We start from the raw sequence: 12071 nt of genomic DNA, 5'->3' as shown, positions 1-12071 counted from the left end.
TCTAATGAGCAAAGATTAGCTAAATCAATTTTTTGCGGTGAAATAAGTAATGCTATTTCATTAATTAACTATTTTTTGATGTTTATTTAAATAATAGGATTTTGCTATGTTTTGCAGAGGCTGAATTAAAAATAAACAGGTTATGTTGATTTTATGAACGATGGGTCAAAGCGTGAACGAATGGCGTGTTTTATGGCCAAAATATTTTATTAAAAAAGTACTAATTGTTTTAGTTTATTTGATTATAAAGATGAAAATTTCGCTCACCAGAACAAATATTGGTCATATCTATATTGGTTCTGCAATTCGTCGTAATATTTGGCATATTTATCGGTAGCTAGGAATTGTTAACTTAAATGTTTTAATTTGGTTAACGGGGACTTGCTGTTAAAATCTGACCGCCTGAAGTTATCTAATGCCATAGTGCATGGTTCCCTTCAGGCAGCAGTATTTTTGACCTATCAATAATCACCGTTAAGCGAACAGTTAACTTGGTTTTTCCCTGAATGTTTTGACTGGTAAAGGGCACCATCTGCGGCTTCAAATAACACTTCAAAGTCGTAGGCGCATTTGGGGGCACTTGCAACGCCAAAACTGGCGGTGAGCTTGAAGCTTTGTTGGTCAGATTGATTTGTTAGCGCTATTTCTTTTCTACAGCGCTCAGCGACGATGAGAGCTTGTTCAAGGCTACAGTTCGGCAAAATAATTCCAAATTCTTCGCCACCTAGTCGACCAATACAGTCTTGTGGTCTGCAGCCTTTTGAAGCTGCCGACACCGCAGTTTGCAAAGCCTGATCGCCCACTTGATGTCCAAAAGTATCGTTTATTTGTTTAAAGTCGTCTAAGTCAAAAATGATCAAGCTGACCGGCTTTGATTGTTGCTCTGCGATGCTTATCTGCTCAGTCGCCATTGCTGAAAAATAGGTACGGTTTGCTGTGCCTGTAAGGCAATCTCTTTGTGAGATATTTTTTAGTGCAATGTAGTGACTACGCTTTTTGTATAACCAAAACCCGACCACTGAAAACGCCAAAAAAAGCACCAAGTATATAAGTTTACGTATGTTGTCTTCTTCCTTCGCGAGCTGAGCTCGTGCTTTCAGTAGGGAGTTTTCTGCGTCGAGTAAAGTGATTTGGTTTGATTTAATAAGACTATCTTGCTGAGCTTTGTGAATACTTAACATTTTGTTACTCATACTCGATAAGTTCAAAGACCTCGCTTTTGCATAGGCTTTATGTAATTCAAGCGCCTTTTTATAATCCTGCTGTTTTTCTGCAATTTTGTATAACACCTCATAGGCATCGATATCTGAAATCACCGCGTATCCGGTATCTTCATTTTCATTTAAAACTTTATACGCGTATTCTTTGGCAAGCTTATATTCGTCACGTAAAAAATATATCTTACTTAACAGCGCATAATGTTCTTCCAACAATGGAGGGTAATTAGTACTTTCAACGTCGGCCAGATGTTCTTGGAGAACAACGAGAGAGCGATCGATTTCTTTTTCGTTGTATAAATAAGTGGCGAAATGTGTGTATATGGCAATAAGCGCTATTCGCTCGTTCGCTATTTCACAAAAATTCAGAGCTTGAGTAAATCGGTCTTCTGATAGTGAGTCGTTTTGGGTTAAGACAAGAGCAACGATAAGCTGCATATGTAATAGACAAGTGAAACGTGGAGAATGTTGCCCATCAATTAATGAGTTCGCATAGTTTATTACCGTCTCTTTTTCGTCAATTGAACTATAGAAATTAATTATCGCGTTATGCGCTTGTTCTTTCACTAAGGGATCACTGACTCTGTCAATGTTTTCAGTCAAAAAATCCATAGCCGAAAACGCATCGTTCCAATTTTGCGTAGCGGCGTTAAGAGCAGCTAACGCAGCGTACGATTGAAATTGATACTGAAACGAATAATCACCTTTAGCAATTTGCCGATAGGCTTCGGACGCGGCAAGTAAGTCGCCGGCGACTAGCTTAATGTAGGCGGCAGTAAAGTCATAAAGTTGCTTATCATCCTTGCTTAAATTTGCTTTGTCTAAACTATTAAATAGTTCTTTAGATGTTTGAGGGTCAGAACTTCTTATTTCGTACGCTTTCTCTAAAATACTGTTAGCAGCTTCTGCAGCAATAGGAAGAGTGAAAGTACTTATTGAAATGAATAGTAGCTGGATTAAATTTAAAAACTTAACTCGTTTTTTTATTAAAAGTTGTGGAGTCATTGTCGCTTGTATCTTCAGTTTGGATTACTACATGTAATTTGGCTTTTCCTTTTGCGCCAAACTCAATATCTCTTGAACCACTCGCTCTCAAAGAGAGAGGCAGAGTTTACACTGTAGTTTAAACAAACACTAATAAATGGCTGAGGTATGGTAAAATTTTAACGAAAGACTAAAGCAATTATTCAGTCGTGACGGGGAACCATGAGAAACCTATCACGAAAACTAGCGATAATGATGAAGATGGCGCGCCCGCTTGCGCCCGCTTGCGCGGGCTTGGCGCTTGATGATGATTAACAAAAGAAGCTAAAAAGTGAACTAGCACAAAGCCGTGTTACGCAGACTGCTTTTGCGCTAATTCCTGCCTTACTATTTCAGCACCCGCGCAAAGCGCTTCAAGCTTGCCTCGCGCAACCTGTCGAGTAAGAGGAGCCATGCCACAGTTTGTACAAGGGTAGAGTTTGTCGGCATCCACATACTTCAATGCTTCGCGCAATGTAGCGGCTACTTCTTCTGGTGTCTCTATTGTGTCAGTTGCAACATCAATAGCACCTACCATCACTTTTTTGCCTTTAAGAAGTGAAATTAGTTCAATGGGTACATGGGAGTTGTGGCATTCCAATGACACCATATCGATGTTCGACTTCGCTAGCTTAGGGAAGCTTTCTTCATATTGGCGCCATTCTGAGCCTAGCGTTTTCTTCCAGTCGGTATTTGCTTTAATGCCGTAACCGTAGCAAATGTGTACCGCAGTTTCACATTTTAGCCCTTCAATAGCGCGCTCTAGCGCAGCAATTCCCCATTCGTTCACTTCATCAAAGAATACGTTAAACGAGGGTTCGTCGAACTGAATTATATCTACACCCGCTGCCTCAAGTTCTTTCGCTTCTTGGTTTAGAATCTTGGCGAATTCCCACGCGAGCTTTTCGCGGCTTTTATAGTGATCATCATACAGGGTATCAACCATAGTCATTGGACCTGGTAATGCCCACTTAATAGGTTGATCAGTTTGGCTTCGTAAAAACTTGGCATCTTCAACGAATACCGATTTTGGCCGTTTAACTGCTTGCGTAACAACAGGAACGCTTGCGTCGTAACGATTGCGAATACGCACAGTTTTACGATTCTCAAAATCAACACCGTCGAGGTGTTCAATAAAGGTGGTTACAAAGTGTTGTCGGGTTTGCTCACCGTCGCAAACAATATCGATGCCAGATACAGCTTGCTCTTGAAGCGTAACGCGAAGCGCATCTTTTTTACCTTCGTTCAAAGCATTGTCTTCTAGCTTCCATGGCGACCATAACTTTTCAGGCTCAGCAAGCCACGACGGTTTTGGAAGACTGCCTGCAATAGAGGTGGGGAAGAGTTTTTTCATGTAATTCGCTTTCTTTTAATCAATAAATCGTACGTGTGCGTGAAGGGCAAAACGTGCTGCCCTTGTCAAAGTTATACAGTCGCAACGTGTGTGGTTGGAATATCACAAGCATCTAATTGAATTTATTAGGCGTAGCTTGCCGTGAATTGCGCTAACTTGTGTTGATAAGGCTTTATAAAGTTTTCTTCTACAAACTTACCTTGCTCAACAGCTAGGTGAGTTCGCTCTTCGCGGTCATATACAATGCGAGTTACTGAGTGATCGCTATTTTTAAGGTTTGGCTTATAGCTTAAACCTGCTTGCGCGTTAGCGTTGTAAATTTCAGGACGATAGATTTTCTGAAAGGTTTCCATCGTCGCGATTGTGCTTATGAGCTCTAAGTTTGTGTAGCCGTTTAACAAGTCACCGAAAAAATAAAAAGCGAAAGGTGCGGCACTATTCGGCGGCATAAAATAACGAACGTTTAAGCCCATCTTTTTGAAATACAGCTCGGTCAACGAGGATTCGTTCGGTTGATATTCAACACCTAATACAGGGTGTTGATTTTCTGTTCTACGGTAAGTTTTATTGTCAGAAACACTTAAGCAAATGACTGGCAACTTTGAAAAGTGTGTTTTATAGGCTTCTGAATTAACGAAATATTTAAACAGCTTTCCATGCAAATCACCAAAATCATTAGGAACGCTGAATGACGACTGCCCGCGATTGTGATTAGACAGACGAACACTAAAGTCATAATCGCGAACGTAAGACGAGAAGTTATTTCCCGCAATACCTTGGGTACGTTTTCCGGTTTGATTATCGATGATATTGGTTTGCAAGATCTCAATTGTGGGGAAGGTGTTGCCGTTACCCTCTACATCAATTTCTACCGACACAATTTTGAGTTCAACCGCGTAGCGGTCGCCATTTTCATTGTCCCAGCTAGCGAGTGCATTAAAGCGGTTGTTAATCATACTTAATGCATCGCGCAAGTTTTCTTTGCGGCGCTCACCTCGCGCCAAATTAGCAAAATTAGTAGTAATGCGCGTGTTGTCTGACGGGTGATAATCTTCATCAAACTTAACGCTGTTAATAGTAAAAGAGAAATTTGTGTCCACGTTACTGTTCATGAGAATGTGCTTCTATTCAAAAGATTAAACCGAGTGTTGTAACTGCTGTAAAAGCTATAGGTACGTTATACGGGGTTTTATTTATGAATAAAAATGACTTAAATTCATTTTTCAATGAATTTAAGTCATTAATGAGCTTTGAATTAGACAGAATTAATACTTGGCGGTAGTTTGTCGTATCAATGTCGTAGCAATTTCGTGAGCAATTCAGCAAAATCCTCAGTGGTTTTGTTTTTAGTGAAAGGGAGTTTTAATGAAAGAAACTATTAACAGTGAAGCATTGAAGTGTTTTAGACGGGAAAAATCCTGGTCTCAGGAAAAATTGGCTAATGCGGCGGGATTAAGTTTACGCACAATCCAACGGGTAGAAAATACGGGGATAGCCTCGCTAGAAACCAAGCTTGCACTTTCGTCAACACTCAATGTGAGCATTGAACAGCTCTCAAGTTCTGCATTTACCTCTTCATTTTTCAACCCTCGTAAGTATCAAGCGAGATACGGTTATCTCGGAGCTGGGCTAGGCCTTCTTTTCGCTTATAGCGGCATTGTGTCTGGTGTATTTTTGAGTAACGTCAGTTATGGCGATGCTGGCGTATGGTTGGGTGCAGTGGGCGCGTTCATAGGGTTATGTTTTGGCTTTATTGGAGTTTTAGCTAAAAGAGCAACGTCGAATAGTTGAACTGAAAATACTAACAAACTAAGCCCCAAGTTAATTCGACAGACAGTATTTGTTACAAACGGACATAAATCGCTGGTGAAGTTAAGCCTACACTATGGATAGTATAGAAGCCTTTGGGCGCGCTCTGAATTAAAGATAGCTCACAGCTGATAAACAAAGATGAGTTATGATTAATCAAACACACGTTAAAAGCGAATCGTTATTTAAAAGTATCCTGCGCGTAGGAATATTTTGGACACTTCAGCCCACCCTCATTGCAATTTCTTTGTACTTGGCGCATGCAGGCGCCTCAATTGATGCGCATACTTTATTTATTGCTGCTGCATTTTGCATTATTACTTTACTTGAAGTCGTCATTCCAGCGCGGTCTAGCTGGCGAAAAAACATAGGAGAAAACGTAGCGCTTCTCGGGTTTGTGTTTGTAGCAGCAGTCGCCTATGTCGCGGTAGAGACACTTTACGAAGCTTCGCTTTTTCGATGGATGGAAAATTTTAGCCAGGCATGGCAACTGGATGTTTGGCCAACACAATGGCCCGTTATTGTGCAAGTCCTAATAATTTCCGCAGCATTCGAATTTGTCAACTATTGGTATCATAGAGCGTCTCACCGTTGGGGATGGCTTTGGAGGTTGTCAGGCCACGGTGCTCACCATGCGTTTAAAAAATTAAGCAGCTTGAATTCTTTGGCGAATCATCCAATAGAGGCGTTTTTCCTTATCCTCCCAAGGGCTATTGTGGGCTTTCTTCTGGGTGGTGAAGCAGTTGGTGCTGCATTTGTTTCACTAACGGCAATAACTGCATTGCTTGCACACAGTAATTTAAAGTTGAACTCGGCAGTAGTGGGCTGGTTTTTTACCACCAATCGCTATCACGTTCACCATCACTCTCAAATAATAAGTGAAAGTAACACTAACTTTGGATGCGTGTGTATTCTTTGGGATCGAATATTTGGAACGTTTCAGGACGCTGATACTGAAGATACAGGTATTAGTGAGATTCAGCCCAGTTATAGAGCACTTTTTGCGATGCCGTTTAAAAAATAGGATTTTGCTTTACAACTAACATTGATGGCTACAAACGCTTTGTACCTACCCAACTTATGGAAAACCAGTAACTGGTAATTCTCGACAGGAGCAGTCCTGTAAGTGACGGTGTGCTCGTCACTAGTGATTGCGTAGCGCGTCGATCAGCTCGTCTTTGTTCATGTTTGAGCGACCTTCAATACCTACCTCTTTTGCTTTTTGATAAAGCTCATCTTTAGTGCGGTCCTCATACGTTTTGCCTTTTCCGCCATCTTGAGAAGGCGTTTGTTCGCTGTTCGCCTGTGCATTCGCTATACGCGCTGACTTCTCCTTGCTGTAGCCTTCATCGCGAAGCGCTTCGTAAGTATCGTCGTTTTTAATTTGAGTACCGTGATCCTTAGCCATTTTAAAATCCTGTTTTATGGTGATAACAAAGTTTTGTACTCAAGTTGTCGTATTAAAGTTTAAAGAATTATGCGGAGGACATTCTGATAAATACAATTCGTTACATGCTGTATCCATTTGTATCTCAAACGATTACTGCTTTGTTTTTTTTTTTGCTTCGTGATATTTAAAAAATGTCATTCATCGCAAACGCTCAAACCCTCAAAATGCCGCTGCACCGCAATGTAACTGCTTAACACATTAAAACTTCTTGTATTGTCAATTTTAGTGCGTTTTATGCACGCAAAAAGTGCATTTGATTCAATGGTTTACGTTTTTTATTCTATTGCACGTTCAAAATTAAGTCTTTAGTCTAAGGATATTGTAGATGGAAGGCAGAGCGAAATATGAATAAAAATGTACAACAAACCACGGTGAATTCGTCACGTCGCAACTGGTTAAAGTCAGTAGGTTTAGGCGCTGGTGCAGTGGCATTGACGACCAGTGTCGACAGTATTATGGGTGAACTTCACGCAGCAGGTATGCCGACCGAACATTTTCCATCAGCTACTCCTAATGTGAACGACGGCCTTATTCGCTTGTCGTCAAACGAAAATGCCTTTGGACCTTCGAAAAAAGCTGCAAAAGCGATGCAAAGCGAGCTTTTAAATCTAGCACGTTACACTGATGCTACCGTTGAAGTATTAGCGCAAAAAATTGCAGAGCAAGAGGGCGTATCTGCCGACCAAATTGTTATTACCAACGGCTCATCACCTATTCTTTTTGGCTACGCTGACTGGATCACAAAAAATGGCAACAAACTAGTTACCTCTATGGCAACCTATGAAGGGGTGCCGCGAGGCGCCGAGTTTATGGGGGCAGATGTCACTTATGTTCCCCTTGCAGCGGACATGACATTTGACCTTGATGCGATTGAGGAATCTGTAACAGAAGATACTACCGCCGTTTATGTATGTAATCCAAATAACCCCACGGGGAGCATGGTCGATGCTGCCAAGCTCACTGCTTTTGCAAAGCGTGTGTCAAAGAAAGCACAGGTGTTTATAGATGAGGCCTACATTGAAATGTCTGATGCTTATCCAGCTAATGTGCAATCTAAGCTAGTAGCAGAAGGTCACAACGTCGTGATATGCCGCACCTTTTCTAAGATTCACGCAATGGCAGGCCAGCGTTTAGGCTACGCCATTATGCCCACCGAACAAGCTAAAACTATGGGAGGCATGCTACGCATGGGTGGTGTGAACTATTTGGCATTAGTGGCGGGTATGGCAAGTATGGACGACCATGCGAACTTAAACACAATGCGTTCACGCATTAAAACCGAGCGTGAAAAACTAGTGAAAGCGGCCAAGGAGTTGAACCAGCCGTATGCACCAAATCCGCAGGGGAATTTCATTTATATGGATACGGGTATGCCGCACGATGAATTCGCGGAAAAAATGAAAGCCCAAGGGATAAAGGTAGTAGGGCGCACCTGGCCCGGTTACGATTCATGGTCGCGAATAAGTGTAGGTACGCCTTCTGAAACAGATGCGTGCGTTAAAGCATTAAAAGCAGTACTTGCTTAGAGAAAACAATAAGAACACCTAGCGCAGACAGAAAAGGCTGAGCACTAATTGTGTTCAGCCTTTTTAATAGTAGTTGTGCGAAAATGCACGCTATTTTTTATAGGATAAACTAAGTTTAAACTTTACTTTAGTCTTTGCTTTAGCTCTTATTTTTCGATAGCAAACGTTAAGCCTGCTTTTTCTTCTAGGCGACTAATTAACTTATCGCCTAAGGCTGCTGCTGGTGTGAAAAAGCCGCCAGATAGGTTAACGTCTTTACACAAGCAAAGCGCCGATTCTGAAATCATCTTGCTGGTAGAACCATAGCCAGGGTCTTTATCGCCTTTAACCGAAACGGCTAGCATGTCGCCATTGGTGGCTGTACCTACAAACATCACATCGTAAAAACCGTTCTCACGCTCTTCTTTACTTGGGCCTTCTCCAGGTTTAGGGCCATCATCGCTAGCCAGCGACTTATCTTTAGCGACGTGGTTTGCCATGGCTTCACCTTTCTCGCCAGGCCCCGTCATCATCATTTCATCGTACTGAAAGTTCTTACCGTAAGCATAGCCTGCTAGGTAGTTAGAGCGGTGAACGTTCTTGGTATTAATTGCCGCCATAATAAATGGCGCTACCCACGTACCTAATTGCTCGTCGAAATAAGGTTTGTTGCCGTCGGGCTGGGGCTGGTTTGATGCGCCATCGGTTAACGAAAGCGGGTTGATAAGCGCGGCCATTACCGATTTGTCTTTGTGAGCAGCAGCCATGGTTGCTTTAAGGCTAGCAGCCGTGCCACCAGAGAAGGTACCCTGCATCTTGCGAACGCGACCTTTAACATATTCAATAACATCGCCAGTTTGTTTCTTTGCATGCGCTTGTAAGTAGTGAACACCCAAGTCAAATGGCACTGAGTCGAAGCCGCAAGAAAATACAATGTTTGCGCCAGTTTCTTTCGCTTTCGCTTCATACTTATTGATCATTTGGTGCATCCACGCTGGTTCACCACATAAATCTGTATAGCCCGTACCATTATCAACACACGCAGAGAGTAACTTCTCACCGTAAATTTGATAAGGACCCACTGTGGTAAGTACAACCGCAGTTCGCTTAGTCATGTCATCTAGCGCGTCGAGATCATCACCGTCGGCAACAATACTAGCAACGCTATCGCTAATGCCTAGTTCCTGTTTTACGTCGTTAAGTTTAGCTTCGTTGCGACCTGCTACTGCCCATTTAACATTGCTGTCATTGCCATATTGCGCCTGAAAATATTCAGCCACTAGTTTGCCCGTAAAACCAGTGGCACCGAAAATAACTACATCAAATTCCCGTTCGTTACTCATTGTTTTGTCCTGTTTTATATCGTTTCGACACGTGTCATCAATATGTATTACCCAATATACGCACAAGTGCAGATATCTTTCATTTTTTTAGATAATATTTGTCTATTCACGAAATTAAACAGCAGTCGACAAAACGCGCTATCTTAGTGACTCAATAAACTTAGCCAGTCGTGAAAGCCCTTCGCTAAGGCGTTCAATGTTGGTCGCGAAGGACAGCCGTACATAGTGGTCGGCATTGTGCTCACCAAAATCATTACCCGGTGTTAGCGCCACATAATACTGCGAGAGCAGAGCATCACAGAATTCAATAGCACTTAAGCCCGTATGCTTAATGTTGATGTAAGCGTAAAACGCGCCGTCAGGCTTTGCATCCAAACTAAGCCCCATATTTTTAAGCGCATTAAAAACAAGAGATGCACGCTCTATCAGCGTATTGCGGTTTTGCTCACACTGCGCCAACGCTTCAGGGGTAAAGCACGCAAGTGCGGCTTTTTGAGAAATGGTAGAGGGGCAAATAAACAAATTCTGTGCGAGCTTTTCGACTATTGGGGTCATAGACTCAGGCACTACGCACCAACCAAGACGCCAACCCGTCATACCAAAGTATTTTGAAAAGCTGTTTATAACTACCACAGTGTCCTGCAATTCTTCGAATGCAAGCACAGTTTGGAGCTTGTTGTCATTTGATTTAGACGCGGCAGTATCCACTTGAACATCCAATGAAAGCGCTAGGTCTAAATAAATTTCATCAACAATTAAAAAGCCACCCTTGGCTTTGCAGTATTGTCCAATCTTATACAGCTCGTCTATATCTATCGCCGTGCCTGTAGGGTTGGCAGGTGTGGCGATTAGCACGCCTTTCGTGTTGTGCTTCCAGTTATCGGCAACACTTTCGGCGGTTAGCTGAAAACTATCCTCACTGCGTGTTGGTACTAGCGTTACTTCTGCGCCAAACGCGTTTAAAAATCGACGATTGCACGGATAAGACGGGTCGCCCAATATCACGTTATCGCCAGGCTCTACTAAAGCGGCGCTTGCCAAAAGTAGCGCGCCTGAAGCACCAGCGGTAACTACGACTCGTGATGGGCTTACCTGTATGCCGTGTTTAGTTTCATAAAAGCTAGCAATTGATTGACGTAGTTCTGGAATACCCAATGCAGAGGTATAGGGAAAATCAGGAATATCCAAGCTTTCTTTCATTTCCGCGAGTACTGCCGTAGGTGCGCCGAAATCAGGCTCGCCTAAATTAAGCCTAATAACATCTTTACCTTGCTCTTCTAGTACGGTGGCTTTTTCGCCATAGGCCATGGCAAGAAACGGAGAAATAGCGGTAACGCGAGAGGTAAACTTCAAAATTAAACCCTTTTTTTGAGCCGATTAGAACGATAACGCAATTAGGGCTTACTCTAAGCTGTGATTCAAGTAAATCTTTGAAAAAGGAAAGGGGCTGCGTTTGCTATGCGCACAACTTTTGCGCATAATAATTTTAGTAGATTAGCTTGAGGTAGTTATGCGTCAAAAAGTTTCTTGTAATACATCGACAAATAGTGACCTTCTCAATGAGGCAAAGTCTCTCGATATAAAGCTCTCTGAGGTTTTTGACGCCGCTTTAATTAGGGCGGTAAACGAGAAAGAAAAAGTAGAATGGTTCAAGCAGAATGATGGCGCCCTTAAAGCACATAATGACAAAGTAATTAAGAATGGAACGTTTTCGGAGTCAATCGGTCAGCTATCGTGATAAGTTAGTTTTCAGTATGTAGATATTCATCCTCTATAGTTATCGTCTTGACTAACACAGTTTTTAACGAAGTGGAAAGCTTGTTAGTAGCGCCATTAAAGATACTGGATGGACAACCATACGTGAAAGACTTACAAATACCCTGTGAGGTGAATGGCGTCCTTTACTATATCGACTTACTTGATATTGCTACTGTTTCAAAGCGTGGCTTGAAACACCTAGCCGAACAGCCTCTTAAAAATATGAGAAACGAAATTAAAGCTGGCATTGATTTACTTATCGATGGTTTTTAGAGATTGGTTCTAACATGCTCGACTAAACGAATCACCCATTAAACAAGCAGCTTCGCATACTAAATGGATGTCTACTTAACGTTTATCAACACCTGATAAAGCTCATCTTTCAACCCGGCGCGGGCGTGTTTCAACTGGTGCAATGTTTCATCACTAGCGGGCGAGCCAAGCTCTTCAAGGTTTCTAATTTCATCATCTAAATTGTGATAGCGTTTTGCTTTTTCGGCAAAGTCAGGGTTATTCGCATTTAAATGGTTAATCGTATCTTTGTGCTCTGGAAAGTCGCATAGTAGCGAGTGGTTTTCGCCTAACATAATTGTTCTCCCGGTTGTCTTTTTT

12 protein-coding genes are annotated in these 12071 nt (G+C 42.1%); 5 read left to right on the top strand and 7 right to left on the bottom strand.

The window, feature by feature from the left end; genetic code table 11:
* Window positions 1-461: 461 nt before the first annotated feature.
* The 3 genes from ACXAGV_RS11255 to ACXAGV_RS11245 form a co-directional block, all read right to left on the bottom strand.
* The gene (locus tag ACXAGV_RS11255; protein ID WP_474873335.1) at window positions 462-2222 is read right to left on the bottom strand and encodes a GGDEF domain-containing protein; all 1761 of its coding nucleotides are present in this window, start codon (window positions 2220-2222) and stop codon (window positions 462-464) included.
* 331 nt (window positions 2223-2553) lie between these two features.
* Entirely contained in the window at window positions 2554-3594 is a 1041-nt protein-coding gene (locus tag ACXAGV_RS11250) for a methionine synthase (protein ID WP_474873334.1), read from the bottom strand.
* A 125-nt stretch (window positions 3595-3719) separates the two neighbouring features.
* On the bottom strand, window positions 3720-4706 hold the full coding sequence (locus ACXAGV_RS11245; RefSeq protein WP_474873333.1) for a DUF1852 domain-containing protein: 987 nt from the start codon (window positions 4704-4706) through the stop codon (window positions 3720-3722).
* 253 nt (window positions 4707-4959) lie between these two features.
* On the opposite strand from ACXAGV_RS11245, the gene ACXAGV_RS11240 reads away from it, so the two are divergent.
* A complete protein-coding gene (locus ACXAGV_RS11240; RefSeq protein ID WP_474873332.1) occupies window positions 4960-5385 on the top strand; it encodes a helix-turn-helix transcriptional regulator in 426 nt (141 codons plus the stop codon).
* A 166-nt stretch (window positions 5386-5551) separates the two neighbouring features.
* On the top strand, window positions 5552-6427 hold the full coding sequence (locus ACXAGV_RS11235; RefSeq protein WP_474873331.1) for a sterol desaturase family protein: 876 nt from the start codon (window positions 5552-5554) through the stop codon (window positions 6425-6427).
* A 120-nt stretch (window positions 6428-6547) separates the two neighbouring features.
* Here ACXAGV_RS11235 and ACXAGV_RS11230 read toward each other — a convergent pair whose 3' ends face one another.
* Complete coding sequence (locus ACXAGV_RS11230; protein ID WP_474873330.1) at window positions 6548-6811, bottom strand: Rho termination factor N-terminal domain-containing protein; 264 nt, start codon at window positions 6809-6811, stop codon at window positions 6548-6550.
* Between the two features lie 386 nt (window positions 6812-7197).
* Here ACXAGV_RS11230 and ACXAGV_RS11225 point away from each other — a divergent pair, with 386 nt between their 5' ends.
* Window positions 7198-8379, top strand: coding sequence for a pyridoxal phosphate-dependent aminotransferase (locus ACXAGV_RS11225; RefSeq protein ID WP_474873329.1), 1182 nt, complete (start codon window positions 7198-7200; stop codon window positions 8377-8379).
* A 146-nt stretch (window positions 8380-8525) separates the two neighbouring features.
* Here the strand turns inward: ACXAGV_RS11225 and ACXAGV_RS11220 are convergent, their stop codons facing one another.
* Both ACXAGV_RS11220 and ACXAGV_RS11215 read right to left on the bottom strand, forming a co-directional pair.
* Window positions 8526-9701 carry a saccharopine dehydrogenase family protein gene (locus ACXAGV_RS11220; RefSeq protein ID WP_474873328.1) on the bottom strand — a complete coding sequence of 392 codons (1176 nt, stop codon included), beginning with the start codon at window positions 9699-9701 and terminating at the stop codon, window positions 8526-8528.
* A 138-nt stretch (window positions 9702-9839) separates the two neighbouring features.
* Complete coding sequence (locus tag ACXAGV_RS11215; RefSeq protein WP_474873327.1) at window positions 9840-11054, bottom strand: aminotransferase class I/II-fold pyridoxal phosphate-dependent enzyme; 1215 nt, start codon at window positions 11052-11054, stop codon at window positions 9840-9842.
* 157 nt (window positions 11055-11211) lie between these two features.
* On the opposite strand from ACXAGV_RS11215, the gene ACXAGV_RS11210 reads away from it, so the two are divergent.
* Together ACXAGV_RS11210 and ACXAGV_RS11205 are read left to right on the top strand one after the other, a co-directional pair.
* Window positions 11212-11439, top strand: coding sequence for a type II toxin-antitoxin system CcdA family antitoxin (locus ACXAGV_RS11210; RefSeq protein WP_474873326.1), 228 nt, complete (start codon window positions 11212-11214; stop codon window positions 11437-11439).
* A 47-nt stretch (window positions 11440-11486) separates the two neighbouring features.
* Window positions 11487-11732, top strand: coding sequence for a hypothetical protein (locus tag ACXAGV_RS11205; protein WP_474806312.1), 246 nt, complete (start codon window positions 11487-11489; stop codon window positions 11730-11732).
* Window positions 11733-11803: 71 nt separating this feature from the next.
* On the opposite strand, the gene ACXAGV_RS11200 is transcribed toward ACXAGV_RS11205, so the two are convergent.
* Window positions 11804-12046, bottom strand: coding sequence for an HP1242/YdcH family protein (locus ACXAGV_RS11200; protein ID WP_474873325.1), 243 nt, complete (start codon window positions 12044-12046; stop codon window positions 11804-11806).
* Window positions 12047-12071: the final 25 nt, after the last annotated feature.

The sequence above is a fragment of the Alteromonas sp. ABH4_453 genome (genome assembly GCF_056160665.1).
This window is presented reverse-complemented; position numbering and strand designations above follow the sequence as displayed.

Coding starts and splice junctions, on each gene's coding strand:
- ACXAGV_RS11255 (WP_474873335.1), bottom strand. CDS start 2,222: ATGACTCCACAACTTTTAATAAAAAAACGAGTTAAGTTTTTAAATTTA.
- ACXAGV_RS11250 (WP_474873334.1), bottom strand. CDS start 3,594: ATGAAAAAACTCTTCCCCACCTCTATTGCAGGCAGTCTTCCAAAACCG.
- ACXAGV_RS11245 (WP_474873333.1), bottom strand. CDS start 4,706: ATGAACAGTAACGTGGACACAAATTTCTCTTTTACTATTAACAGCGTT.
- ACXAGV_RS11240 (WP_474873332.1), top strand. CDS start 4,960: ATGAAAGAAACTATTAACAGTGAAGCATTGAAGTGTTTTAGACGGGAA.
- ACXAGV_RS11235 (WP_474873331.1), top strand. CDS start 5,552: ATGATTAATCAAACACACGTTAAAAGCGAATCGTTATTTAAAAGTATC.
- ACXAGV_RS11230 (WP_474873330.1), bottom strand. CDS start 6,811: ATGGCTAAGGATCACGGTACTCAAATTAAAAACGACGATACTTACGAA.
- ACXAGV_RS11225 (WP_474873329.1), top strand. CDS start 7,198: ATGAATAAAAATGTACAACAAACCACGGTGAATTCGTCACGTCGCAAC.
- ACXAGV_RS11220 (WP_474873328.1), bottom strand. CDS start 9,701: ATGAGTAACGAACGGGAATTTGATGTAGTTATTTTCGGTGCCACTGGT.
- ACXAGV_RS11210 (WP_474873326.1), top strand. CDS start 11,212: ATGCGTCAAAAAGTTTCTTGTAATACATCGACAAATAGTGACCTTCTC.
- ACXAGV_RS11200 (WP_474873325.1), bottom strand. CDS start 12,046: ATGTTAGGCGAAAACCACTCGCTACTATGCGACTTTCCAGAGCACAAA.